Genomic DNA, 26,410 nt, shown 5'->3' on the forward strand with positions numbered 1-26,410 from the left:
TGCCCGAGAGGGGTCATCGTTTTTGCGCCACACCAGAGGCGCTGCGGCTGTCGTCAATCGTTGCCCTACGCGCGCCGCAAAGGTCGAGTGAGGTGGAGGGCTCGGCATTCTCAGCGGACCCGGCGAGCACACCCGCCCTCGCCTCGTCATCAACGAGTGGCTGTGACCAGCTCATTCGGGGCGACGCGGTGACGGGCCGCTCGTCGCACAGCTAGGTCACCTGTCGGTCGGACGGCCCACCCAAACAAGAGGCCCCCCAGGCCACTTCTCTTCCGCGAACTGCCGTTCCCTGACGACACGTGCCCCGTACCCGAGCCGAGAGCACCCCGCCGACGGGGACGGGAGACCTGGAACTGGTTGAGGAGAGGGAACTCATAGAGGGACGCAATGACACCGCCGCGCTGAGCGTGCCGGCGAGAGACACGGACCCGCTCGCGACCAGACTCCTCGACCGCCCCCGACCACTCCAGCGCCCGCGAACGGCTGCCCCAGGCGCTAACGGGCATCCCGGAGGGCGAGGGCGTCCCACGCACTCGCGGAACTGTCGCAGGACACGGACCGCACCGTTGCACCGACCGCGGTGCACCTTCTTCAACTGCACGATCAGGTCGTGTTGAATACGGACCCGTGAACGAGACTGGGCGTGCGGCGAGTCGGACGGCAGTGCTGGTCTGCCAGGGGCGGGCAGCGGCGGACGGCAGCGTAGCTGTCGGCCGGTTCTCGGACCCGGTGGCGGTGCGGCTGCTGCGCGCCGAGGAACGTACACCCGTGGACGACGTGCGGGCAGGAGTGCCGCCACAAGGCTGGCCGGCACGCTCGAGGTACGAGAGCGTACGGGCAGGCGCCGAGGTCATGGTGCCGCGGACAGTCGCCATCGATGAGGCCCTGCGCGCCTGCCGACCCCGCCAGCTCGTCATCCTCGGAGCCGGCCTGGACACGCGTGCGTGGCGTCTGCCCGAGCTGGCACAGACCGATGTGTGGGAGGTCGACCATCCGGCCTCCCAGCAGGACAAACGGGCCCGCCTCGCCGAGGCCGCGTCGCAAAGGCCGCAGGGGCCGGAGGAGAACGAGCGGCCCGCGGTCGAACTACCGGTCGCCGCACGTTCCGTGCGGTTCACACCGGTTGACTTCTCCGTCGACGACCTCGGCGCGGCACTGGAGGGCGCCGGACACGACCCGTCCGTGCCGACGGCATGGCTGTGGGAAGGCGTCGTCCCCTACCTCACGCGCGACGAGGTGCGTGCCACGCTGGCCGCGCTCGCAGCCCGGACCGCCCCGGGCAGTGTCCTCGTCGTCAACTACCAGACGCCCTCGGCGCGAGCGGCCGTCGGCCGGCTACTGACCCGCCTGGTCGGCAGTGCCAGCACCTCCGGCGAACCGTGGCGCTCACTATGGAAGCCACAGGCGATGGCCGCTCTGCTCGCGGAACACGGCCTGCAGGTGGTGTCCGACAACGATCTCCAAAGCCTCACCCACGCCCTCGGCGGCCCGGCGCGAGGGCGGACGTCCTTGCGGTCGGGTCGCGTGGCAGTCGCGGAAGACCCAAGGCGTGAGAACTGACGGGGCGCATTCCTGAGTCACGCCGTCATGGCCGCCCTGCCCGAGGAGTTCGAAGCCACCGTAGCCACGGTGCTGGTTCTGGCGGAGAGAGCGGGCATCGAGGTGACCTGGCACTCAGCGCTCTCCGCGCCAGCGGGCAGGACCAGGAGGCCGGGAGCACGGGCGCGCGGCCTCGCAACCCCACAGCTAATCTCCTCGGCCTGCGCAGATGGGATGTGAGGCTCGCAAACTGCCAGCTTCCGGCGTGCTCCAGGCGCCCGTTCGCGGCCGTGGCAGCGCGCACTGAGCCGCACACCCTCGCACGGCCTGTCAGGAGTTGTCCCTCCAGTAGTCGGCCAGCATCTCGGCAGGCCAGGCCGGTTCATGGACCGTCCCGCGTGGCCCCATCTCGGTGAAGTACGGCGACAGGTCGTAGATCTTCGTGCCCACCACCGCATCCAGATCGGTCACCCTCAAGCTGAGTCCATCGACCTTGAGCAGTCGGGGAAAGCTCTGTGCCAGCTGGTTGGGGCGTCGGTGGTTGCGATGGGCGAACGTGCCCGTTGCCGGCCACTGGGTGTTCCCGCGCGGGCTTCGGGCGTGGTACTCGACATCACCGGGTGAGGCCTGGTCGAAGTGCCACACCACAATCAGGTGCGAGAACTCCTCAAGGCCCTGTACGGAGTCGAGGGGGAACTCGGCCTCATCAAGCTGGATCACCGACTCGACGCCGCCCCAGTAGTCATCAGCGACCTCCGTGCGGCCTGCGACCACTTCCCCGATCGGCTTGATCTCCAAAGCCATGCCCCAGCCCTTCGCGCCTGCCTCAACGACACTTGTGATCAATCTACTTGGGCCAGGCAGGCGGCCGCTCGGGTGTCGAGCACACGGGCGGAGATGCCGCGCTTACGGCAGGGCGACAGGAGTTGCCACATGGTGGCTTCGCCCACGAGAACGGACAGCGCTTCGGGACGCGTTGGGCCGCCTCCGCCTGGTGAGATGTTCACGCGTTTCACCAGCGCTGGGCTCCGTCCCAGTAGCGCTGTCGAATTGCGGATCCGCACGGTCGAGCACGAGCTCAACCAGACGGCGTGAGCGGGGACCGCATGCCGAGCCACTGCTCGGCGCCCCAGGCCTCGAACCGCTCCACCTCGGTGAACGCCAGCTTCGCCGCGAGCCGCATCGAGCTGACGTTGGCGCTCTGCGTGGTGAGCACCACCGGCTCGCCCGGAAGCGCGCCGTCGAGCCAGGCGAGTGCCGCCGCGCACGCCTCGGCGGCGTACCCCAATCCCCACGCCCGCGGCAGGAACAGGTAGCCGAGATCGGCTTTCCCAACGGCAGCCGGGCGACGATGCTCCGTTGCTCTCCGCAGCAGGATCTGCCCGATCATCGCCCCGTCGAGATCAACGACAAAGCTCCCAGGCCACCGCCCCGGCGTCTCGGGCATCTCACGCTCAAGCGCGTCACGCTTCCGGGGACCGCCGAGGTAGGTGTGCACCTCTGGCGAGGCGTGCAGCTCGATGAACGCCGCACGGTCCCGGGCCTCCGACTCACGCAGCACGAGCCTCTCGGTCCTGATCGGGGCAGGTGGCCAGGCGACGTCTCCGAGCTCAGTCATGCCGGCTAGCCAATCAGCACGCTCGGCAGCGATCAAGACTCGCAGACGGATCAACCCATCGCTGCCCCTGGCCTCACCCTCGGCAGGCAGGGCAGGGCCCTGCAAGCCGCGCCTGCCCGGGACGAGTTGTCTCCCGTCCTCGTGAAGGCCGGCTTCCACGGCGGCGGACCGCCTCCCGCAGTGCTGGACGTGTGCTGCCGGGATTCGTGCATCGAATCAGCGTGTCGACGACCGGCTGCCGAACAGTCCCGAGTAGATCCCGCCCTGAGATCCATGGTGACGAGTCCGGTCCGGTTATCGAGACAGCGGAAGGCTGATTCCTCGGCCTTCACTGCGGTGAGAGGGGCTGTTCGGTCCAGATGGTCTTGCCGTACTGGTTGTAGCGAGTGCCCCAGCGGTGGGCGAGTTGGGAGACGATGAACAGTCCACGGCCGTTTTCGTCCACGGACCGGGCGTGCCGCAGGCGGGGTGCGGAGTCACCGGCGTCTGCCATCTCGCAGGTGAGGGTGTGCTCCAGGATGAGGCGCAGTTGCAGCGGAGGAGTCCCGTAGCGGACGGCGTTGGTGGCCAGTTCACTGGCGATCAGTTCTGTGGTGAAGACGGTTTCCTCATCCTGGTTCCATTCGGTGAGTTGGCGCCGGACAAGGTGCCGGGCTTTGCCGGCGGCTGTCGCGTCGGGGGTGAGTTGCCAGGTGGCCACGTGGTCGGGGGCGATCTCGCAGGCACGGGCCAAAAGGAGCGCGGCGTCGCCTCGTGGGCGCTGGCTCCCCAGTGCGTAGACGACGTCGTCGCACAGGGACTGCAGCGGGCGGTGGGATCGCCTCAAAGCGCTGAGAAGCACATCAGGCTCCGTCTGCGTCTGCGGGAGCAGGGAGGCGGTATAGAAGGCAAGGATGCTGTCCTGGGCGAGTTCGAGGTGCGCGGTGGCCCTGGGGAGGTTTTCGGCACTGCCCAGCGGGGTGCCTGCCGGGACGTCGCAGACACGAGTCGAGCCATCCGGGTGGACGATGATCGGTGCGGGGTGACCTGCACAGGCCAGGGTGCAGGTGCGGGTGATGGGGTCGTAGATCCCGTAGAGGCAGCTTGCCGTGAGCGTCTCTTTGTGGAGCGGGTCCGCTGGTGGGAGCGCCGCGCGTTCCTCGGCGAGACGGCCGGTGGTGTCGTGCAGCCTGGCGAGGAGTTCGTCGGGTTCCAGGTCGAGTGCGGCCAGCGTGTGGATTGCGGTGCGCAGTTGTCCCATCGTGGTGGCGGCGGAGATGCCTTGTCCGCTCGTATTGCCGGTGACCAGTGCGGTGCGGGCGCCGGGCAGGGCGATGGTGTCGAACCAACTCGCGCCCCCGTCGGCAGGAAGGTGGAGCCACGCTGTATCGAGGGCCGTGCACTGCCCCGTGCTCTGGGGCAGGAGTCTGCGCTGGGTTGTGGCGGCGATGGTCCGCTCGCGAGTGAAGCGGCGGGCGTTGTCGATGCACAGGGCGGTGTGAGCAGCCAGTTCGAGGCAGAGGCCGACGTCGTCGTCCGCGTAGGGCTCACTCTCTCCGCAGCGGTACAGGCTCATCAGGCCCAGCACCGTACCGCGCAGCGTCAGCGGCGCCGTGATGAGTGAATGTGCTCCCGCTGCGGGGATGGCTTCGGCATGTGCCGGATCCGCCGCAAACCAGGCGCTTTCGGCACTCAGTTGCAAGAGCCTGGGACGCAGATCGGACAGGGCTTGCCCGAACGGGGTCCCGTAGGGTGCGGTGCGTACATCGCCCAGTGGATGCACGGGCTGCGCGGCAGCGCTGCGGAAAGCGGCACGCCGCAGGGGCACATCCCGGCCGAGCGGACCAATGGGCGGGTCCTCACCCCGTACGACGTCGTCCACCACCTCGACTACGAGGATGTCGGCGTACCCGGGCACCAGAACGTCCGCTGCCTCCTGGCAGGTGGCGACCACATCGAGACTCCGGCCGACACGTTCACGCACACCGGCCAGCACAGCGGCGTGTGCGTGCGCGCGGTCGCGGTCGGTGACATCGACCGCGGAGACCGCAAGCCCCAGCACCGCACCCTGCGGATCCCGGAGCCGGAAGATGGACACGGAGAACACACGTTCCGCGCCGCGATCGGCAGCAAGGCGAAGGCTTACCAGGCGGTCGAGCACCGGCACGCCGTCCTCCAGGACTCGGCGGGCCACAGCTTCCTCAGCCGCAGGATCCACGAGGGGATACGCCTGCGCGAGCGGCCGGCCCAGCATGCTGTCCGCCGGCACACCGCGCATGCCCCGTGCGGCCGTGTTGAAGCGGACCACCCGGAGCTCGGCGTCGAGGATGTGCAAACCGATGGGCGACTGAGTGAACAGAGCCTCGAGAACACTGGCACCGATACTGCCCGCACTCCCCCGCGTGAGCTGCGTCGGCAGCCGCCCGATCTCCCAGGCCACCGCGCCGTCCCTCAGTACCGGCCGCACCCACAACTCACCCGTTGCCGTGTGACCTTCCCGGCATCTCAGCCGTACCTCTTCCGCGCCATGATCGCCCCTGCCGACCGTGAAGAGACCTGTCGCCGGCAAGCCCAGCACCTGGGACGCCGGCAGGCCCAGCAAGGACTCGGCCTCGTGACTCCACTCCATGACGACACCGGAGCCATCGACGATCATGAGCGTATCGTCCGCCACAGCCAAGCCGCCTCCGCCGCCATCGGGGCCATCCCCCTCACAGCGGGCGAGTGAGGTACTGACCCAGGAGTACCCGGCGCCGGATCGCCGCCTGTCCTCAGTGTGCCGTTATGCCCCAACGATGCGATGCTGCGACACTGCGCCGCACAGGCAGTGACTTGGGAAGACGAGCGTGAATGCGATCACGTAAAGCTGCACGAGGGCACTGAGCGGCCGGCCAAGGCGGCGTCGACCGCCCGGCCGGCGCCCACCCCGCCTGAAGCCGGCAGAAAGTCCCACAGGATCCGGCTAAGGAACACAAAGGGCTCAACGATCCACTCCTTGTCAGCGCGCGTGGAAATCTCCGCACCCGCCCCAAGCAGTACCTGCGCTACGCCCTCAACATCAACCGCGCCCTTCCCACGTCACCGCCGCGCGCGTGCCACGACTCGATCCGACCGATACCGCTCAGCAACAACCACGACAGATGACACCCCGGCGGCGGCGCAGCAGCCTGCACATACGCGTCCCGGACCACACCCGGTAGCCGTGGACAGTGCTCAACGATGTGCGTGCGCCGGCGAGAGGGGCTCGGCGATCGCATCATCGCAATCGCCGAGCCCGCGACGCACGTCAGCGGCTCAGAGGCAGCCGCCGGAAACGGCTCGTCGGCTACGGCACCTCAACGATGGTCTCGCAGGAGCCGTCGGCCGTGATCGCATCCGCGCCCGGGAGCGTCGGACCGCTGCTGGTGTGTTGCCGTCCGCGGCCGCTTCGTCGTGTTGAGCAGCACCGACGCGTCCTTGACGAACGTCGCCGAGCTGTTGCTGTTGGCCGTGACGACATCGGGACGCCCGTCGCCGTCGAGGTCGGCTACCGCTGCGGCATACGGGTTGCTACCGCCGTTGAGCCCGAATGCGAGCGGGCTGCCGAACGCACCCGTGCCGTCGCCCTCCAACACCACGACCTCGTGCGAGCCGGAGCTGGAGACGACCAGGTCGGCGTGGCAATCGCCATTCAGGTCGGACACCGACGCGGAGGTGAGGTTCGACCCCGCCGACAGGACACTCGCGGTGCCGAACCCGCCCGCGCCGTCGCCGGGCAGGACAGCGACGCGCCCCGGCGTGCCGGGCGCCACGATGACGGCGTCAAGCTTGCCGTCCTCGTTGACGTCGGCGAGCTTGAGCTTGGACGGTAGTGGCACACCGGCCGAGACGTTCGAAGCTGTGCCGAAGCCCCCGTCTCCGTCGCCCAGCAGCACGGAGAGCGTGCCGGCCGATGAGTTCGACGTGACGAGATCCCGATGGCCATCGCCGTTGAGATCGGCGGCCGCGATGCCCTGCGGGCCGGTACTGCCGCCCAGTCCGAACCGCGTCGCCGCGCCGAATGTTCCGTCGCCGTTGCCGAGCACTACCGCGACGTTGTTCGTGTTCGTGTTGGACGTCGCGAGATCCGGCTTGCCGTCCTCGTCGAAGTCGCCGACGGCGACGTCGTTCGGCCAGCGCACGACACAGGGGTTGTCGCCCGTGGTGTCGCACCCGGGCCTCGGGTTGAGTTGCACGGCCGCTCCGGCACGGAGAGCGCCGGAGCCGTCGCCGAGCCAGACCAGAGCGACGTTGCCGCGCGCGTCCTGGCTGATGACGTCCTTGTGGCCGTCGCCGTTGACGTCGCGGATCACTGCCGAGTTGATAAAGAGGTTCGACCAAGAGGTGCGCGGCGCCGCGTACTTCGTTACGGCGCCGTAGCTGCCGCCGCCCGAGCCGAGGAACACGCCGAGGCCCTCGGTGCGGATCGCCGTCACAAGGTCCGGCTTCCCGTCGTTGTTGAGATCGCCGATCGCGACGGCGGAGCTGCCACGGCCGCTGTCGTCGAGGTTCACCGCAGTGCCGAACCTGGTCGTTTTGGCGACGGTCGCTGAGGCCGGGCTGCTGGCCAGCAAGGCGGTCGCTACCGCGAGGATGAGCGTCGGAACTCGGCGTGAGTGACCGCGTGTGGCCGCAACTGAGCGGCCGTCCGGCGTGAGGTGCCGACGTGGTGATCTATACATGGGCGAGGCCCCTCCTCAGGGCCTGGTGAACGAGAGTTGGTGACGCACTCCGGCAGTACGACCTTCGATTGGCGAAGTGCCGTGCTTGTCGTTACCGATCCGGCCCGTGCCGCCGGCGACGACTCGATCGAGTGATCGCCGGTGGTGAAGGTGGCGGTTCGGTCGTGCGGCGGCCCGCCGGGCAAGGGGCCGCTGGGCGCTGGACCGGGGCGACCAGGCGGCACCGTACTCGTCGGCTGCGCCCCCTCAAGATCGCAAAAGTGGCCGCCTCCGGGCTACGTACGATCGGATGAAGGAGAACCGTGATTTTCCGGCCGCATTTGTGGTCGGAGCCCATGGCCGGAGGAGATGGGCGCACACCCCCTCAGAGCAACTCCGAGGTCAGCTGAGCGGAATCGGCGGTTCCCTCGAGTTCGATCAGGACGCGGGCGGCGGGGTCCGTCCGCCCAGGAAGCCGCTTGACCTCGCCCTGAAGGATGCGGAAACCCCGCTGGATGCATGTCTGCATCAGCTGAGGCAGTAGGGCCGTGCCAACGCCTTCCGGTTCGTCGACGGTCTGCTCCCCGGCGTCAGCCGGGTGATCAAGAAAGTGCCTGGCTCTGGAGTGGTTCAGTGTTCACGATCTGCCTGAGGACATCATCGAGTGTCCGAAGGAGGGCCTCCTCGGCTACCTGAACGGTGACACTGGACTGACAGAACATGGCTGGCCGTAACACCAGCACACCGTAAGGGACTTCGCCGCCTGCGCCGCGATCTTCGAGGCCGGAGCCGCCCGCTGCCTGCCGTAGCGCGACAGCCTGTCCGCCGCCGTCAGCCGCTGGCGGCCGCGGACAGGACGACGTCAACAAGCCGCTCGGCAGCATCGGGGCGGCCGTACGACCGGGCCCGCTCGGCCATCGCCTGGCGCTGCGTCGAATCCTTCAGCAGCGGCTCCACCGCAGCCTGAAGCCGGGCCGCGGACACATCATCGACCAGCGTGACCGCGGCCCCGTTGTCCGTCAGGTGTCCGGCGTTGTGCACCTGCTCATTTCCGGCCGAGGTGGCGAGTGGAATGAACACTGCGGCCTTGCCCAGCGCGGTCAACTCGGCAATCGTGCCGGCACCGCTACGGGAGATCACCACATCGGCCAGGGCCAGCACGTCGGGCAGTTCAGCGCCGACGTATCCCGTGAGGTGATAACGCGCCGCGCTCGGCGCAGCAAGATGCGCGGCGTGCTCACGCAGTTCCTCGACGTGGTCGGGACCGCACTGGTGAATCACGTTGGCATGGCCGAGCAGCCACGGCAGCACATCGCGCACCACCGTGTTGATCTGCTGTGATCCCTGCGCCCCGCCGGTGACGTAGACGGTCGGCAGGCGGCGGTCGAAGCCGTCCCACTTCAATGCCTCGACCGCTTTCTCAGCCTGCCCGGTGAACACCTCCGGCCGGACCGGGTTGCCCGTCACAGCCGCCGATGCTCGCACCGATTCCGGCAGGAGCGGCAGGGTGGTCTCCGAAGAGACGGCTACGCGGGTCGCTGCGCCGGCGAGCGTCTTGTTGGCCAAGCCCAGACGCACGGTCTGCTCATGCACCACCAGGGGCACATGGCACAGCCGGGTCGCGGCCACACCCACCGGAACAGCCACGTACCCGCCAGTTGCCAGCACAACATCGGGCCGGAACCCACTGATGATCTTGCGGGCTTGCAAGACACCGAGCGGGACCCGACTCATATCCGCCACGTTCGCGGGCGAGATCATCTTCAGCGGGTTCTTCGAGCGGCGGATCTTCCCCGTGGCCACCGACGCGAACGTGATTCCCTCGGCAGCTGCGACTCGGGACTCCAAGCTGTCCGCTTTGCCTGCCCACAGGACTTCCAGCGCACGGCCCTGAGTTGCGAGCCGGGCCGTCAGCGTGCGCACAGCGGTCAGGGCGGGGTAGGTGTGACCGCCCGTTCCGCCGCCCGTGATGATCAAGCGGAAGGCCCGCTGCGGAAGGCGGTCGGTATCGGCGCTGTTCACTGTGTGTTTTCCCGTCTGGCTACGCCGTGTCGGCCGGTGCGAGGGTACGGAATCGGAGCTCTGTCGCGTGGGCTTCAGCCTATCGGCCGGCGGGCTCGCCGACGTACTCGATCACCGCGTACTTGCTGCGGTCCGGCTGACCGTCTCGGCAGGCCGAGACGCAAATTTCGAGGCTTTCTACGGTCCGCTCCGCGGCGTGATTCCTCCAACGCAGCCTCCGCCCCCACCGGGCGCCAGCCCGGAGCGTTCACCGTCGGCCACCAGTTGGAGGAGAGCGCAGATCGCATGCTGCGCCTGAAGGAGAGTGTCCGCGCGACCGCTTCTCCGGCGGCCACGGCAACAGCGGCATGACCCACGGGGTGGGCTCCGTCCTGGCGGTGCTCACACTCGCCGCCCACCGCGCCATGGCGCCCGTCATGCTGCTATGGCACCGCAGGCCTGGCGCGCCCAGCAACTCGCCGTGCTCGCCCTCGGCAACGCTGAATGCCGCGCACAAGCGGAGACTGCTCTACTGGACTCGCTGACCGACCCCGCGCAGCTCCGCGCCACGGTGGACACCGGGCTCTGCCACGGTGTAGCCGGGCTCGCCCACCTCGCTGCTCGCACCGTCCCCGACGCCCCCCGAGTCCGCCAACGAACTGCGCGCGGTCCTCCCCTCCCTTCTCTCCACGCTGCTCCCTCCTGGCGCAAGCTGGGAGGAGGCGGCCGCGCCGCGTTCCCCAGGCGACACCGCAGGGCCCGGACTCCTCGACGGCGCCGCTGGGGACCGCGCTGGGCGTTCTCGCCGCCGCCAGTGCCAGGATCAGCTCGCGGACGGCCCTGGGTTTCGGCGACCGTCCACGAGGCCGTCGAGCATGAGGTCGTAGACGGCGGATGCCCGTTGGTCGAGTTCGTCCGGGTCCAGGCCGAGGTCACGGGCGAGGGCCTCGCGGAAGATGCAGTAGCCGAGGTACGTGGCCGCGGTCATGGCGTGCATGACCAGTCCGTCGGCGTCCTCGGGCAGATGGCCGTCGCGCCGGTCGCGTTCCAGGGCCGCCTTGGTGTGCTCCAGTTCCGGGAAGAGCGTCAGTTCGGGGTCTCCGTCGAGGGCCAGGAGCGCTTCGAGGCGCAGGAGCTGAGGCTGGTCCAGCGCGTAGCGCAGCATGGCGCGGACGCGCTCGGAGAAGGGCTTTTCCCAGTGGTTCTGCGCGCCCAGGGTTTGGGTGTCGAGCAGGCGGCCGATGGCTGCGCGCAGCAGGGTCTGGCGGTCTCCGAAGTACTGATAGATCTGTCCGTGATTGACCCCCGCCTCCTTGGCGACCTCGCGCAACGTGATCCCGGCCAGCGTGCCGTCGCGCTCGAGGAGCCGAAGGGCTGCGTCGAGCAGGTCGGCCTCGGTCTCCTGGCGCGTGCGCCGGCGGCGCTTGGTCGGTACTGCAGCTGGTTGGTCCGGCATGACACTCCCAAAAACTACTGGTCAGTAACCCATTGTCGGGCGCGTGGTGGCGACGTACCGTCCCATCTTAACGCTCCGTTGTTAACGAACCGTTGTTAACGAACCGTTGATTAGGTGGATGCATGACCGACACACAGTCACCCCTTGCTGGAATACGCGTACTCGACGTCTCGACCGTACTGGCCGCCCCGGTCACCGCGACCTTCCTGGGCGACTTCGGAGCCGACGTGGTCAAGGTCGAGGAGCCTGGCCGTGGCGACTTCACCCGCGGCGGCGCCGGACAGGACGCACCCGGCAAGCGGTCTCTGCAGTGGGTGCAGGAAGGACGCAACAAGAAGTCGGTCACCATCGACCTGCGCACCGAGCGCGGGCAGGAACTGCTCCGCGCCCTTGTTCCGCACTTCGACGTCGTGGTCACCAACTACCGGCCACCGACGCTGGAGAAATGGGGCCTGGGCCCGGACGCGCTGGCCGCCCTCAACCCGCGCGCTGTGCTCGTCTTCCTCACCGGCTACGGGCTGACCGGCCCGTTCCGCGACCGGGGCGCCTTCGACCGGATCGCCAGCGCCTACTCGGGACTGACCTACGTCAGCGGTGACCCGGACCGCCCGCCGGTGCGCTCGGGCTACTCCGTCATCGACTACATGGCCGCCTATATGGCCGCGTTCGCGACCATGACCGCGCTGTACCACCGCGATCTGCGCGGCGGTGAGGGCCAGATCATCGACCTCGCGCTGTACGAGGCCGGTTTCCGGGCCTGTGAAAACGCGCTGGTCGCCTACAGCGGCACGGGACAGGTGCGCGAGCGGCTCGGTAACCGCAACCCCAACATCGCTCCCGCAAGCGACTTCGACACCGCAGATGGCCGGCGGGTGTCCGTGCACGCCGGCACCGATCCGCTCTTCCGCCGCCTCGCCCACACGATGGGCCGCCCGGAGCTGGCCGAGGACGAGCGGTTCACGGAACGGAACCAACGGCTCTCCCACCAGGAGGAGTTGTACGAGATCGTCGCCGCCTGGGTCGCCACGCTGGAGGCGGATGACGTGGTGACGCTGCTCAACGACGCGGGCATCCCGTCGGCGCCGCTCATGAACGTCGCCGACATCGCCGCCGACCGCCACTACCTCGAGCGCGGCACCATCGCCGAGGTCCACGACGAGCACCACGGCGACCTGCTGATGGCGGCACCGCTGCCGCACCTGAGCGCGACGCCGGGCAGCATCCGCAGCCTCGGGGCCGCACTCGGTGAGCACACAGGCGAGGTGCTCGCGCAGTTCCTCGGCCTGGATGCCGACGCCGTGGCCGTGCTCCACGCAGACGGCGTCGTCTGAGGCCGCGCCGCCACATCCACATATCCCGATCCCGTTCCCCAATCCGATCTCCGACGACGCAGACAGGCGTGACGACCATGACTCGACAGCAAGGGGCTCTGCCCGACGTGGCGGATCCGGCCGCGGTTCCCCAGCCGCGCCGCGCATGGCTGATGGCGTTCATGATCTTCGCCCTGGCGATGATCAACTTCGGTGACAAGACCGTCCTCGGGCTTGCGGCCCACCCCCTCTCCGACGAACTGGGGCTCAGCCACAGCCTGTACGGCCTGGTGGCCAGCAGCTTCTTCGTGCTGTTCAGCGTCTCGGCCGTCATCGTCGGATTCATCGCCAACCGCGTGGCCACCCGCTGGGTCCTGCTCACTCTCGCCATCGTGTGGTCCCTGGCCCAACTGCCCCTGCTGCTGGCGACATCGGTCGGCACGCTGTTCGCCTCGCGGATCATTCTCGGTGCGGGCGAGGGGCCGACCGCGGGTGTCGCCGTGCACGCGCTGTACAAGTGGTTCCCGCCCACGCGGCGCGCCCTGCCCAGTGCCCTGTACGTGATCGGCTCAGGCCTGGGTGTCTTCATCGCCGCCCCTGTGCTCAGCCACCTCATCGACAACCACGGCTGGCGCTCCGCCTTCTGGGCGCTCGCGGCCACCGGTGCGCTGTGGGCCACACTCTGGCTCCTGATCGGCCGTGAGGGCCCTTTCAGTGTGGACGCCGACGGCAACGCGCAGACCGCCGAACCCTCCACGGCCAGGGATACCCCCGAACCGTCCTCGTACCGCGGCTTCCTCGGCAGTCTTACCTGGTGGGGCGGTGCGATCGGCGGGTTCGGGGCGTACTGGACCGTCGCCCTCGGCTCCGCGTTCCTGCCGTCGTACCTGAAGGACCAGTACGATTACACGTCGGCTCAGGCCGCCCAGGCGGTCGCCCTCTACGCGGCGTTCACCGTCATCGTCCCGCTCACCGTCAGCCCGTGGACGGCCCGGCTGTTCCGGCGGGGCGTCTCCTCCCATCACTCGCGCGGTATCACGCAGGGCGCGCTCGTCCTGGCCGCAGGGGTCGCGCTGGCGTTCCTTCCGTTCGTCGACGCGAAGGCGGGCCAACTCGTCCTTGTGGCAGTCGGGTTCGGCGTCGGTGCGGGTGCCTTCGGGCTCTCGTACGAGACGACCTCCGAGGTCACGCCCGTGGACCGGCGCGGCGCCTCGCTTGGCCTGCTGGTCGCGATCCAGACACTGCCCGGCCTGATCGCCCCCGCCGTCACCGGCGTGCTCATCGACGCCGCGTCCGACGACAGCTCCGGCTACACGCTCGCGTTCGTGTGCGGCGGCGCACTCACCCTCCTGTGCGGGCTCGTGGCCGTACTGACCGTCAATCCGGAGCGCGACGCCCCGAAGGCGGCCGAACTGCCCGACGTCCAGCCGCTTGCCGCCTGACCGCTCCCGTCCCGCCCTCGCAGACTTCCGGCCCCGTCGGCCGGGGACAGCACGAAAGGTTCTTCTTCCATGCCCAGCCAGCAGTCGTCCGTGATCGAGATCGTGAACCCGGCCACCGAAAAGGTCGTCGGCGAGGTCGTCAACCACACCGCCGAGCAGTGCGCGGCCGCCGTCGAGACCTCCGCAGCCGCCCAGCGCGCGTGGATCGGCCTGCCCGGCGAGGCCCGCAGCCAGCTGCTGTGGAAGTGGGGCGAGCTGGTCGAGGCCGCGCACCTGGAGATCGCCCAGCTCGATGTCCAGTGCACCGGCAAGAACCTGCCCGACGCGATGATGGAGTCCCACCGCGGCGCCCGACACGCCCGCTACTGGGCCGGCCGCGCCGACAAGCTCTTCGGCCAGCAGCTCGCCGACGTCCCCGGCCGACTGTCGTACAGCATCGTCGAGCCGCTCGGCGTGTATGTCGTCGTCCTGCCGTGGAACGCCCCGGCCCACTCCTTCATGGCCCGCGTCACCCCGGCCCTGGCCTGTGGAAACTCCGTCATCGTCAAGCCGTCCGAGCTCTCTCCGCTGTCCGCCGTGCGCATCGCCGAGCTGGCCGAGGAGGCGGGCATCCCGGCGGGCGTCCTCCAGGTCGTCACCGGTGACGGCGCCACCGGCGCCGCGCTGTGCGAGCACCCGCGCGTCGCGGGCGTCTCCTTCACAGGCTCCGTGCCCACCGGCCGGGCCATCGCGCACGCCGCCGCCGACACCTTCAAGAAGCTCACCCTGGAGATGGGCGGCAAGTCACCCATCGTCGTGTTCGACGACGCCGACCTGGACTCCGCGGCCCGCGCCGCCGTCCTCGGCATCCTCGTCAACGCCGGCCAGATCTGCGCCGCCTCCAGCCGCCTGATCGTGCACGCCGACATCGCCGACAAGTTCGTCGAGGAGGTCCGTGTGCGGATGGAACGGGTCGCTGTCGGCGATCCGACCACCAAGGGCACCATGGTCGGCCCGCTGGTCTCGCGCGGTCAGTACGAGAAGGTCCTCGCCATGCTGGAGCGGGCCAAGGCCGACGGCGCGCGCGTGCTGGCGGGCGGCGGCGCCCACGACCCCGAGGGCCGTGGCTTCTACGTCCGGCCCACCCTGCTCGACGGGGTGCGCCCCGACATGGAGATCGCGTGCGAGGAGGTCTTCGGCCCGGTCCTCACCGTGCAGACCTTTACCACCGAGGCCGAGGCCGTCGAGCTGGCCAACGCCGGTGAGCTGGGCCTGAGCAGCTACGTGTGGACCCGCGACATGGGCCGCATGATCCGCATGACCCAGGCGATCGAGGCGGGAGTCGTGCACGGCAACACCCCGCTCGTCATGGACTCCGCCCTGCCGTTCGGCGGCTTCAAGGACAGCGGCCTCGGCAACGCCTACGGCGAGGACGCGGTCGCGGGCTGCACCCGTACCAAGCGCGTCACGCTGCGCGTCGCCGACGCCCCGCTGCCCAGCCCGTGGCCCGGCATCTGACATCGAGCCCGTCTTACGTACCCCTGAGTCAGGAGCACCACCATGCCCACCCCCACCCGCATCGTCGTCCAGGACAAGCCCGGGCAGCCGCTCGACCTGCGTGAGGTCACACTGCCCGACCCCGGCCCGCACGACGTCCTCGTCAAGGTCCACGCCAGCGGCGTCTGCCAGAGCCAGCTGTTCTGGATGCACGCCCCGCACCCCGACCCGATGCTCTTCGGACACGAGGGCTACGGCACCGTCCTGGCCACCGGCAGCGAGGTCACCCACGTCGAAGAGGGCACCACGGTCATGGTCACGTGGCTGCCGCGGGCCTCCGACCGCGCCCCGGGCCGCGCCTCGCTCGACATCCCGGGCCTCGGCACCGCGTACTCGCCCAACGTCTACACCTGGGCCGAGCACGCCCTTGTCGACGAGCTGTACGTCGTCCCGCTCGACGAGAAGAGCCACCAGGACGTCGTCTCCGTCGTCGGCTGCGCCGTGCTGACCGGCGCCGGCGCCGTCACCAACGTCGCCCCGGTCCAGGCCGGCGGCAGCGTCGCCGTGTTCGGCGTCGGCGGAGTCGGCCTGTCGGCCGTCGCCGCCGCCTCCATCCGGGGCGCAGAGCACGTCATCGCCGTGGACCTCGGCGCCGACAAGCTGGAGTTCGCCGAGAAGTTCGGCGCCACGCACACCATCGACGGCAGCCAGGGCGATCCCGTCCAGCAGATCATCGAGATCACCGGCGGCGGTGTCGACGTCGCCGTGGACTGCGTCGCCCTGCCCGACACCGTCACCAACGCCATCAACGCCGCCCGACCCGGCCGCCTCGGCGTGAACATGGGCGGCACCGCCGTCATCGTTGGCCTGCCCAAGAAGCCGCTGGAGCTGAACATCGCCCAGCAGATCAACGGCAACATGCTGACGGGCCAGAAGTCCCTCGTCGGCACCACCGCAGGCGGCTGCCGCCAGGACGACATCGCCACGTTCCTGGACTGGCACCACACCGGCAAGTTCGACCTCAACGCCTTCGTCACCGACCGCTACCCGCTCGACGACATCAACAAGGCCGTGACCGATCTCGCCCAGGGCAAGATCCTCGGCCGGGCGCTCACCACCATGTGAAAGCCGCTGCTCCGCGCTCCCACGGAGAGCGCGGAGCAGCCACCGGCCCAGCTCTATATCTCCAACGGTTCGTCACGCACGGATCGCCGTAGGCGCGGTGGCGGCGGTCCGACCTCGACCCGCACCGTTCAACCGGTGCCCGGCCCCAGAGGACGGCCCCCGACATGACACCTCACCCGGACACGGACCCGGTTGTTGTGGAAGCTCCGCCCCGCCAGACCCGGCCCGGAGCGGAGCCACCCCGCGGACGCGCCTGGCTGATCACCGCGATGCTGACCGCGCTCATGGTCATCAACTTCGGTGACAAGGTCGTCCTGGGCATTGCCGCGAAACCGCTGATGAGAGAGCTCGACATCAGCAAGGCCCAGTACGGGCTGGTGGCGAGCGCTTTCTTCTTCCTCTTCGGTGTCTCCAGCGTCGCCGTCGGGTTTCTCGCCAACCGGATGAGCACGAAGTGGCTGCTCCTCGGCATGGCGGTGATCTGGTCCGCCGCGATGATGCCGATCGTCCTCGTCGCCACCCTGCCGGCGCTGCTGGGCAGCCGCCTGCTGCTCGGCGCAGCCGAGGGCCCGACCCTGGGCATCGCCCAGCACTCCGTACAGAAGTGGTTCCCGGACAGCAGGCGCGCGCTGCCGACGGCCGTGGTCAACATCGGCGCGGCCCTGGGTGTCGTCATTGCGCCCGTGCTGACCTATCTGACGGTGCACCACGGCTGGCGCGCACCCTTCACCGCTCTGGCGGTCGCCGGCCTGGTCTGGGGGCTCGTCTGGACCGCTGTCGGCAAGGAAGGCCCGCTGACGACGTTCGGCGTGGGCCAGGGCCAGGATGTCGTCGTCGACGAACCACACGTTCCCTACCGGAAGCTGTTGCTGTCCCGAACGTTCGTGGGCATGTGCGCGGGTGGCTTCGCCGCCTACTCCACCATCGCGCTGATGCTGACGTGGCTGCCCGCCTACCTGGAGGACGTCGACGGGTTCAGCGAGCAGCACGCAGGGTCCTTTCTCGCCGTGCCGCGCGCGGTGGCGGTCGTCCTGGAACTCGCCGTGCCGGTGCTGGCCGACCGGTGGATGCGGCGTGGTGCGAGCCGCCGGGCCGCGCGGGCCGGAACGGCCGCAGTGATCCTCGTCGTCGCGGGGGCCGCGCTCGCGGCGGCGCTGCTGCCGGGTTCCGGCGGCGGCCCGCTCCACCTGGCCCTGTTCACTGTCGCGTTCAGCGTGCCCAGCATCGTGTTCATCTTCAGCGCGCTGATCGTCGTCGACATCTCGCCGGTCGGGCAGCGCGGCGCGACCCTCGGCATCGGCACGGCGGTCATGACATCGGCCGGCGTCATCGCCCCGGCACTCATGGGCGCACTCACCGGACTATTCGACGACCCCGGCGTCGGCTACCGCGTCGGGTTCCTCGTGCCCGCCCTGGCCATGATCCTCGGCGGCATCGCCGTGGCCCTGTGGGTGCACCCCGAACGCGACGCCGAGCGCCTCGGCCTGAAGTGACCCTCTCCTGCCGAACTCCCCTTGAACCGCACACCTTGAGGACTGAGACATGCGCAGCACTCCAGCCGCCAAACGGACCTACCCCGAGGGCAGCCCCTTCATCGGCACGATCGGGGCGAACATCGCCGCCTCGCAGGAAGCCTGGCCGGTGCTGCCCACCCCGGGGCCCGACGCCCCGAACGTGGTGATGGTCATCCTTGACGACGTGGGCTTCGCCCAGCTCGGCAGCTTCGGCGGGCTCGGCGGCCGGATCGAGACCCCGGCGATCGACGTGCTGGCCGCCGACGGCCTGCGCTACAGCAACTTCCATGCCGCGGCGATGTGTTCACCGACCCGGGCCTCACTGATGACCGGCCGCAACCACCACTCCGTCGGCATCGGCATGATCATGGAGCGCGCGACGGGCTACCCGGGCTACAACGCCCGAATCCCCAAGAACGCCGCGATGATTCCCCGCGTTCTGCAACTGCAGGGCTACAGCACACTCTCCGCAGGCAAGTGGCACCTCACGCCGCCGACCGAGACGACCCCCGCTGGTCCGTTCCTGCGGTGGCCGCTCGGCCAGGGCTTCGACCGGTTCTACGGGTTCCTCGGCGCCGACGACGACCACTTCAACCCGAACCTGTACGAGGACAACCACCGGGTGCCGCGCCGCACCGGCAAGGAAGACGACGACTATCACCTCAGCTCGGACCTCGTGGACAAGTCCGTCTCCTGGATCCGCGAGCGCAAAATGGTCACGCCGAGCAAACCGTTCTTCCTGCATCTGGCCTTCGGCGCCGCGCACTCGCCGCACCACGCGCCGGCCGACTGGATCCGGCGCTACGAGGGACGCTTCGACGCCGGATGGGACGTGATCCGCGAGGAGACGCTGGCCCGCCAGATCGAGATGGGGCTCGTGCCGCCCGGCACCTCCCTGCCCGACCGCAACCCAGGCGTCCGTTCCTGGGCGGAGCTGACCGACGACGAACGCCGCCTCTACGCCCGCCAGATGGAGGTCTTCGCCGCCTTCGTCGCCCACACCGACCACCAGATCGGCCGCCTCGTCGACAGCCTGCAAGCCCTCGGCCAGCTGGACAACACCCTGTTCATGGTCGTCTCCGACAACGGTGCCAGCGCGGAGGGCGGACCCGACGGCATCTCCTCCGAGAACCGTTACTACAACGGCGTACGCGACAAGGTCGAGGAGATGCTGCCGCTCCTCGACGCCTGGGGCGGCCCCACGACCAGCCCGCACTACGCGACCGGCTGGGCGATGGCGGGCAACACCCCCAACCGCCTCTACAAGTCCTTCTGCCACGAGGGCGGCACCCGGGTGCCGCTGATCGTGCACTGGCCGCGGGCGATCACCGACCGGGGCGGGATCCGGACCCAGTTCCACAGCCCCACCGACCTCGCGGCGACCGTCCTCGACGTGGCGGGCACGGCCATGCCCGACGTCGTCGACGGACATCCTCAGCTGCCCTTCGACGGCACAACGATGCGGTACTCGTTCGACGACGCCGACGCCCCGACGACCAGGTCCACCCAGTACTTCGAGATGTTCGGGCACCGGGCCATGTGGAAGGACGGCTGGAAGGCGGTGACCCTGCACTGGTCCAAGGCCATCCACACCCGCCTCGGTCAGATCGACCACCCGCTGAACGACGGCGACTTCGACGCCGACGTCTGGGAGCTGTACCACACGGACACCGACGTAGCCGAGGTCCACGACCGCGCCCAGGACATGCCCGAGAGACTGAAGGAACTGGTCGACCTGTGGTGGGAGGAGGCCGGCCGCCACCAGGTACTGCCCCTGGACGACCGGCTCGCCGAGCGCTCGATGGACGAGCCCGACATCCTCGAACCCCGCGACTGCTATCGCTACGACGGCCCCGTCCACCTCGACATGCGCTCCACTCCCGTCGTCCGCAACACCTCCCACTCCATCCTGGTCCGCGCGGACGTTGCCGACCCCACGACGGGCGGCGTGCTCGTCGCCGACGGCGGCCCGGACGGCGGCTATCTGCTGTGCGTCCAGGACAGCCGGGTCGTCTATGTCTCGAACGCCCTCGGCAAGGAGTTCACCGTGCTGCGATCCGCCACGCCTCTGGCGGCGGGCGCACACGAGATCCTGCTGGAGTTCGACCAGACGGCCCCGCACGCCGGCAGCGCCCACCTCTCGGTGGACGGCAGGCCGGTCGCGGAGGCGGACGTGCCGCGCACCAACGCGGTGACGTACGGATTGCAGGCCGACGGCCTGCGCATCGGGCGGGACGTCCTCATGGTGTGGCCGGAGTACGACGGCCCGGCCGAATTCGCGGGCCGGGTCGAGACAGTCGAGATCCGGCGCGGCGACGGCCCGTCCACCGACCCGGACGCCGAGCTGCGCATGGCTCTGCACCGTCAGTGACCCACGACGTGCAGGTGCCCCGGCAGGGGCACCTGCACGCGCTGCACTGGACGACCTTCAGGCGCGAGCCATCCGCACGCCTACTCCCCCAGCGCCCGGAGATGCTCCGAGAAGTCGCCGACAAGGCTCGCAAGCACGGCCTTCCCCTTGTCGGCCGTCGCATACGACGGGAAGCCAATGACACCGGTCTCCGTGTACGCCTTCATGCCGTGCGTCAGGAGGAACGGGCGCTCTCCACCATCGTGGTCCGCGGTCTCGTAGCCTTCGCGCACGAGGCTCGGTTCCGCGTGGAGCAGGATGGAGGTCTCGATCTCCCCTGCGTGCATGTCGCCGTGGGCGTCAGACACGAGGCCCGCGCGCTCGCGAGACCGGTTCCACTCGCGCCCCTGCGGAAAAAGCGTCATCCGCGGCTCGGTGAGGTTCGCCTCTTGGACGATGTTCGCCTGCGTTCACGCAGGCAAGGGCGTCAAGAGGAGACCGCAAGCATCTACCTCGCCGGACTCCGCATCGCAGGCTCTTCATGTAGTCCGCCCGATGATCCGAAACGGAACGGCTCAGACGGCTCAGGGCGGGCTGCCCGCTCGTGAAGCAGGCAGCCCGCACCGCGCATCAGCCTCCCAGACCGGTGAACAACACGCGCATCCTGCGTGTCAACGTCGGTTCCACGGCTGCCCGCACCTCGAATGCCTCTTGCAAAGCACGGCGGGTAGCGCTGCTCACCGAGCGGCCAGGGCTCTGCATGGCCACGTCGCGCGCCACCCGCCTGTCGGCAAGCCTGAGACTCTCCAGCAGGCCTGTCCCATCGAGTAGGACATTGGAGAACTTGGCCCTCATGAGCTCCTTGAAGTGCTCGTTGGACTCTTCCCCGAACCGGTCCGCGTCGACAGGCCGGCCTTGCTCCAGCGACGCGACGGTGGCTTCAAGATGGCCCAGCCACATCAGGCTCCCGGCGCGCACGTCCCTGATGGACTCGATCTGGACGCGCGCAGACTCGTTCCTGGCTCTGCGCCTCTCCAGCACAAGCGGACCGAGCATCCCTGTAACAACCGCTCCGACGACGGCCCCTGCAAGACCGACCAAGGCCACGGCTCCCGTTCCCATGCTCCAACTCTGGTACACATCCGCCGAGTTCGTCCATCGCCAGCATCACAGCCCCTTCGAGATCCCCGGCTTCAATCGGGGGTCGCACGCGGCGGCCTTCTCCTCCCGCCAAGCAACGCGCAGGCCCGGCCGTGATCTTGCAGTGGTGGATGAAGGGGTCAGGGATGCCCGTGCCGGAACATCTGCCGCATAGCTACGTGCCCAAGGAGGCGGATGCCTCGGGCCTTGTCCGCGTGGGGCATCGTACGCATCGACGGCAAAGCCATCGATCTATCCGTGGCACTGCCGGTGGAGAGCGGCACACCGCTGTCCACGAGTGTCCTGTCTCAGAAAAATGTGGGCACCGCAGCGTGCGTCGCGCCCCTTCACCACACGCACGCGCTGGAGGCAGTCCGCAAAAGACTGGGGGCGCTCTGGCTGACGAAAGCCGTCAGCTCTCGTACGATCCCGCTTCAGGTGGGGCGAAGAGGGGGTGCGGCCGGTGCGCCGCTTTGTGATTGCTGTCTTCAGCGCAGTCCTGGTGATGACGGTCGGTGGTTGTACGACGGACAAGGACACGCGTCCGACGGCGCGTCAGAGCGGGGTGGCCGGCTCCGCGCTGTGGCGGCCGGTGGGCCACACCGGCAACCCCGGGAACCTGTACGGCGTGGTGGCTACCGGCGCGCAAGACGCATGGGCTGTGGGAGACGAGAACGACGAGCCAGTCGTCATGCGGTGGCGCGGCAGGACGTGGACGCGTGTCGAGGTACCCGGGCAGCTGGGCCTGAAAAGCCTGCGCGTCGTTGCAGCCTCGGGGCCGGGTGACATGTGGGTCTTCGGTGCCGCAGGGCCGGCCGGTGGCCAGGAGTCCCGAGCGGCGCGGTGGAACGGCAGCCGGTGGACACCCACCTGGCGTGAGCCCAACTCCTTGGTGGATGCGGCAACCGTCGCGGGGCCCGGCGACGTGTGGGTGGCGGCTCGGCGGCGGGGCGGTGACGGCGTGTGTCGTTCGTTCCTCCGGCACCATACGGCTGCGGGCTGGTCGGCCGTCGCCCTGCCGTCGGTGGTGTGCGTGCATGCCATGCATGCCGTGTCGCCTCGGGATGTCTGGGCTGTGGGCGAGGGCCGGGGCCGACCGGTAACTCTGCACTGGGACGGGCGGAGGTGGCGCACGGTGCCGCTGCCGCCCGCGGTCGCGGGGCCGGCCGGAGAGTTGCGCGGTCTCGCCGCACAGTCGCCGACGCAGCTCTGGGCGGTCGGCCGCACGGGTCGAACGGGGGATGCCGTCGGGCCTGTCGCGGTGCGCTGGGACGGGCACAAGTGGGTGAGTGTGGTCGGCTCCGGCGTCGCCGGGAAGTTCGTCAATGCTGCCGCCGACGGGCATGGCGGGGTCTTTGTCTCCGCATTCTCCGCGAAGGGAGACGATCTGGTCTTCCACTACGACGGCCGGCACTGGTCGAGCGAGCATGTCGCCTCCGACCACTCAATCACCGGCCTTGCTGTCATCCCCGGCACGTCCCACGTCGTTGCCGTGGGCGTCTGCTGCGAAGGCTATGACGAGGACACCAGTGGCAAGATCTGGATGCGCCGCTGACGATCCACGGCTGGTCACCACCCGACTCGGCGGGAACCCGTACAGCACTTCCCTGGACGCGACCCGCCACGAACGGCCCGGCAGGGGCTTCTTGACCCGCGCGATGCCGTCGGCTCGTGCCTGCAGGAAAGACTGCCGCCGGTCAGCCTGTCGGTCCACCGGCGTGTGTTCTTGCGGGGTCCGGCAGCGCTCCGCGTCCTGCAGAGATCCACCTGTGCGGCAGGCCCCAAGGCAAGGGCAAGGACCTCACACGGACAGGCGGCCTCGTGCCGCCCGACAACCCCGGCACCAGGCACGCGCCCAGGAACTCATCGAGTCTGCTCACGCTGGGAGCTCGGCCCATCTGCCTGCCCCTTCCCCGCTGCGTCTGCTGCACGTATCACAGCCCCACCCTGCACGGTCCCAACAGGCATCGGGCCATCACATCACACAGGGCCCGTCCCGGCCGCTGCTGCCCCTCTCCGGATTCCCCGGGGGCCTTCCTCGGGGCGAGAGGCACCAGTCCGTCTTCGATGGCGCGCAGAGCCTGCCGCCACATCCCCGCCACAGGGGAAGGAGTGGGGACGTGATGTCGGCGGGTCGCACAGTCCGTACCGCCGGCAGGAGGTCCAGCGCCGACCCGGCCGGGCTGTTCTGCGTCCACGTGGTGGTGGCGCGGGCTCCCGGCAGGCTGATCCCAGGGCACCCAAGTGTCCTGTTCCTCCACGATCAATCAGGAATGAGATGATCCAATCCGGTACGGAGACCGGAGCAAGGTCTTTCACCTTCAGCCGAAGGAGTGCGGTGAGCGCTGCGCGGGATACTGCGGGTCACCTCGGTGGCGGCATGGGGGACGCGGTCCTGAGGGCCCTGTTCACCAAGTCTCCGGTCGGCCTGCTGGTGTTCGACACCGGGCTGCGCATCGTGCACATGAACATTGCCGCGCGCAACGTCCGGGCTTTCCCGGTCGAGGAGTTCCTCGGCTTCACGCTCGCGGAGGCGTTGCAGGGCTTCAACCGGGAGCGGGCCGCGGCTGTTGAGGTTCTGGCGCGTGAAGTACTCGAGAGCGGTACGCCCCGGCGCGATGTCCAGGTGACGGCGCGCTCCCGCCACGCGCCGTACCGTGAGTTCGCTCTCTCAACGTCCTGGTTCCAGCTGAGCAACGAACGGGGCCAGGTCCTGGGAGTGGCCGCGTCGATCACGGATGTCACCGAGCGGCACAAGGCTCAGGCGCGGCTGGTTCTGCTGGAAGGGGCCAGTGCCCGGATCGGTACGACGCTGGATGTCTTCCGCACCGCGCAGGACCTTGCCGATGCGACCGTCCCGGATTTCGCCGACACCACCACGGTCGATCTCCTGGACCCGGTACTGCGCGGTGAGGCTCTGGAACCCGGACCGCAGATCGAGCACATCGAGCTGCGGCGCGGGGGCTGGCACTCGATGCGCAGCATCGAGGATCCACACGGCCCCGTGGCCGGGGAAGTGAGCGGTCTTCCCGCCGGATCGCCCTACCGTGACGCCCTGGCGGACCTTCGTCCCCGGCTGATCAAGAGGCTCGATCCGCATGCCGCCTGGCTGCAGAGCGATCCTCTTCTCCACCGGCTGCTGGGGGAAGTCCAGGTCCACTCGATGATCGTGGTTCCGCTGCACGCCCGGGGCCTCGTCCTCGGTCTGGCCTGCTTCTACCGCTGGCGCTCCCCGGACGCGTACGCGGACGACGACCGGGTCCTGGCACAGCAACTGGCCACCCGCACCGCCCTGTGCCTGGACAACGCCCGGCTGTACAGCCACGGCCGCGCGGCTGCCCTCATTCTCCAGATGAGACACAGACCGGCCGGAACCCCGGTCCACAGCGCCGTGGAGAGCGCATACAGCTACCCGGCCCCCCGCTCCGGCAGCGGCTGGACCGATGTCATCGCGCTGCCCGGCGCCCGCGTCGCGCTGGTGGCCGGCAACGTCCAGGGCGACGGCCTCCCCGCCGTCGCCGCCATGGGCGAACTGCGGGCCGCCATCGGAGCCCTGGCTTTGATGGACCTGCCACCGGACGAACTGCTGGAGCGCCTGCATGAGCTCGTCACCTGGCTCAGCGGACAGCAGAGCCCCTCCACACACGACAGGTCCCCCACCGCGGCCCTGAACGCCACCTGCACCTATGCCATCTACGACCCCACCACCCGGCACTGCACAATCGCCACCGCCGGCCACCCGCAACCGCTCCTCGTCCTGCCCAACGGCACGCTGGAGATCGCCGACGCCCCGTCCGGACCGGCACTGGGACAGGGACGACCCGCCTACCAGGCGACCGAACACACACTCCCCGAAGGCACCCACCTCATCCTGACCAGCACCCACGTCCCGGGCCATCTGGCCCAGAGCACCACACGGACACTGGACCAGATCCAGGGCCTCTTCCCACCCGGCACCCGCTCACTCCAGGCGAGTTGCGACACCCTCCTGCGCACCCCGATCGCTCAGAACTGCGCGGTGCTGCTCCTCGTCAAAACCCGCGCCCTCGGCCCCGACCGACTGGCGTCCTGGACCCTGCAGCCCTCCCCCGAATCCGTGGCCCAGGCACGTAAATATGCGACCGCCCAGCTCGCCGCCTGGGACCTCGAAGACCTCACCTCCACCACCGAACTGGTCGTCAGCGAACTGGTCACCAACGCCGTCCGCTACTCCGACGGACCCATCGGACTCCGCCTGATCCGAGACCGGACACTCACCTGCGAAGTCTCCGACACCAGCAGCACAGTCCCGCAACTACGGCGTGCCGACGACAGCGACGAAGGCGGCCGCGGCCTGTTCATCACCGGAGAAATCACCGAGCACTGGGGCACCCGCCCCACCCGACACGGAAAAATCATCTGGGCCGAACAAACCCTGCCCCAACCCACCCCCGCCCAGGCCCCCGCTCCCGGCCACTGACCTCGCCGCGTTGAGTTCAGTGAGCAGGAGGCGGTGCAGTTACTCGAAGACGCCCGACTTCTGCCAGCGCTCCAAGCACCGCCAGCACATCTGTCCGGAGCCGAACCTCAGCTCCAAGGGCAGGAGTTGCCAAGCCATGTTCTGGTGCAGGACCCACAGGATGCCGTGCAGACACAGCCGGTCGGGCACCGGCTTCGGCCCTGGCGACCGTTCGGGCCATGGCGGCAGCACCGGTTCGATCCGTGCCCAGCAGGCGCCTTCAACTGACAGGACTGTCAAAGCAATTGCTCCGTGCGGGAGCTGAAGCCGAGGTGGCATGATC

19 protein-coding genes are annotated in these 26,410 nt (G+C 69.2%); 9 read left to right on the forward strand and 10 right to left on the reverse strand.

Annotation, left to right across the window (positions count from 1 at the left end):
- Positions 1-663: 663 nt before the first annotated feature.
- Entirely contained in the window at positions 664-1,560 is an 897-nt protein-coding gene (locus LGI35_RS01665) for a class I SAM-dependent methyltransferase (RefSeq protein WP_227300172.1), read from the forward strand.
- Between the two features lie 309 nt (positions 1,561-1,869).
- On the opposite strand, the gene LGI35_RS01670 is transcribed toward LGI35_RS01665, so the two are convergent.
- From LGI35_RS01670 to LGI35_RS01705, 7 genes are all read right to left on the reverse strand, one after another.
- A complete protein-coding gene (locus LGI35_RS01670) occupies positions 1,870-2,343 on the reverse strand; it encodes a TrmO family methyltransferase domain-containing protein (RefSeq protein ID WP_227291797.1) in 474 nt (157 codons plus the stop codon).
- A 274-nt stretch (positions 2,344-2,617) separates the two neighbouring features.
- The gene (locus tag LGI35_RS01675; RefSeq protein ID WP_227291798.1) at positions 2,618-3,157 is read right to left on the reverse strand and encodes a GNAT family N-acetyltransferase; all 540 of its coding nucleotides are present in this window, start codon (positions 3,155-3,157) and stop codon (positions 2,618-2,620) included.
- A gap of 328 nt (positions 3,158-3,485) precedes the next feature.
- Complete coding sequence (locus LGI35_RS01680; protein WP_227300173.1) at positions 3,486-5,810, reverse strand: SpoIIE family protein phosphatase; 2,325 nt, start codon at positions 5,808-5,810, stop codon at positions 3,486-3,488.
- A 661-nt stretch (positions 5,811-6,471) separates the two neighbouring features.
- Entirely contained in the window at positions 6,472-7,668 is a 1,197-nt protein-coding gene (locus LGI35_RS01685; protein WP_227291799.1) for an FG-GAP repeat domain-containing protein, read from the reverse strand.
- A gap of 532 nt (positions 7,669-8,200) precedes the next feature.
- Positions 8,201-8,344 carry a hypothetical protein gene (locus LGI35_RS01690; protein ID WP_227291800.1) on the reverse strand — a complete coding sequence of 48 codons (144 nt, stop codon included), beginning with the start codon at positions 8,342-8,344 and terminating at the stop codon, positions 8,201-8,203.
- Positions 8,345-8,646: 302 nt separating this feature from the next.
- Positions 8,647-9,837 (reverse strand): UDP-N-acetylglucosamine--N-acetylmuramyl-(pentapeptide) pyrophosphoryl-undecaprenol N-acetylglucosamine transferase, encoded by a 1,191-nt coding sequence (locus tag LGI35_RS01700; protein WP_227291801.1) that lies wholly within the window; start codon positions 9,835-9,837, stop codon positions 8,647-8,649.
- An 802-nt stretch (positions 9,838-10,639) separates the two neighbouring features.
- A complete protein-coding gene (locus tag LGI35_RS01705) occupies positions 10,640-11,272 on the reverse strand; it encodes a TetR/AcrR family transcriptional regulator (RefSeq protein WP_227291802.1) in 633 nt (210 codons plus the stop codon).
- 122 nt (positions 11,273-11,394) lie between these two features.
- Between LGI35_RS01705 and LGI35_RS01710 the strand changes: the two genes are divergently transcribed.
- The 6 genes from LGI35_RS01710 (at position 11,395) to LGI35_RS01735 (ending at position 20,510) form a co-directional block, all read left to right on the forward strand.
- Positions 11,395-12,603 carry a CaiB/BaiF CoA transferase family protein gene (locus LGI35_RS01710; protein ID WP_227291803.1) on the forward strand — a complete coding sequence of 403 codons (1,209 nt, stop codon included), beginning with the start codon at positions 11,395-11,397 and terminating at the stop codon, positions 12,601-12,603.
- 77 nt (positions 12,604-12,680) lie between these two features.
- Complete coding sequence (locus LGI35_RS01715; protein WP_227291804.1) at positions 12,681-14,024, forward strand: MFS transporter; 1,344 nt, start codon at positions 12,681-12,683, stop codon at positions 14,022-14,024.
- A gap of 69 nt (positions 14,025-14,093) precedes the next feature.
- Complete coding sequence (locus LGI35_RS01720) at positions 14,094-15,521, forward strand: aldehyde dehydrogenase family protein (protein ID WP_227291805.1); 1,428 nt, start codon at positions 14,094-14,096, stop codon at positions 15,519-15,521.
- A 42-nt stretch (positions 15,522-15,563) separates the two neighbouring features.
- Complete coding sequence (locus LGI35_RS01725; protein WP_227291806.1) at positions 15,564-16,625, forward strand: zinc-binding dehydrogenase; 1,062 nt, start codon at positions 15,564-15,566, stop codon at positions 16,623-16,625.
- Between the two features lie 164 nt (positions 16,626-16,789).
- Positions 16,790-18,118, forward strand: coding sequence for an MFS transporter (locus LGI35_RS01730; RefSeq protein WP_227291807.1), 1,329 nt, complete (start codon positions 16,790-16,792; stop codon positions 18,116-18,118).
- 49 nt (positions 18,119-18,167) lie between these two features.
- On the forward strand, positions 18,168-20,510 hold the full coding sequence (locus tag LGI35_RS01735) for an arylsulfatase (protein WP_227291808.1): 2,343 nt from the start codon (positions 18,168-18,170) through the stop codon (positions 20,508-20,510).
- Positions 20,511-20,590: 80 nt separating this feature from the next.
- Here the strand turns inward: LGI35_RS01735 and LGI35_RS01740 are convergent, their stop codons facing one another.
- Positions 20,591-20,914 carry a creatininase family protein gene (locus LGI35_RS01740; RefSeq protein ID WP_227291809.1) on the reverse strand — a complete coding sequence of 108 codons (324 nt, stop codon included), beginning with the start codon at positions 20,912-20,914 and terminating at the stop codon, positions 20,591-20,593.
- A 205-nt stretch (positions 20,915-21,119) separates the two neighbouring features.
- Positions 21,120-21,611, reverse strand: a complete 492-nt coding sequence (locus tag LGI35_RS01745) for a hypothetical protein (RefSeq protein ID WP_227291810.1) — start codon at positions 21,609-21,611, stop codon at positions 21,120-21,122.
- 481 nt (positions 21,612-22,092) lie between these two features.
- Between LGI35_RS01745 and LGI35_RS01750 the strand changes: the two genes are divergently transcribed.
- Positions 22,093-23,184, forward strand: a complete 1,092-nt coding sequence (locus LGI35_RS01750) for a beta propeller repeat protein (RefSeq protein WP_227291811.1) — start codon at positions 22,093-22,095, stop codon at positions 23,182-23,184.
- A gap of 783 nt (positions 23,185-23,967) precedes the next feature.
- Positions 23,968-26,088, forward strand: coding sequence for a SpoIIE family protein phosphatase (locus tag LGI35_RS01755; RefSeq protein WP_227291812.1), 2,121 nt, complete (start codon positions 23,968-23,970; stop codon positions 26,086-26,088).
- 39 nt (positions 26,089-26,127) lie between these two features.
- Here LGI35_RS01755 and LGI35_RS01760 read toward each other — a convergent pair whose 3' ends face one another.
- On the reverse strand, positions 26,128-26,406 hold the full coding sequence (locus tag LGI35_RS01760; RefSeq protein ID WP_227291813.1) for a transposase: 279 nt from the start codon (positions 26,404-26,406) through the stop codon (positions 26,128-26,130).
- Between the last annotated feature and the right edge of the window lie 4 nt (positions 26,407-26,410).

The sequence above is a fragment of the Streptomyces longhuiensis genome (assembly GCF_020616555.1).
In the GTDB taxonomy this organism is placed as follows: Bacteria; Actinomycetota; Actinomycetes; order Streptomycetales; family Streptomycetaceae; genus Streptomyces; species Streptomyces longhuiensis.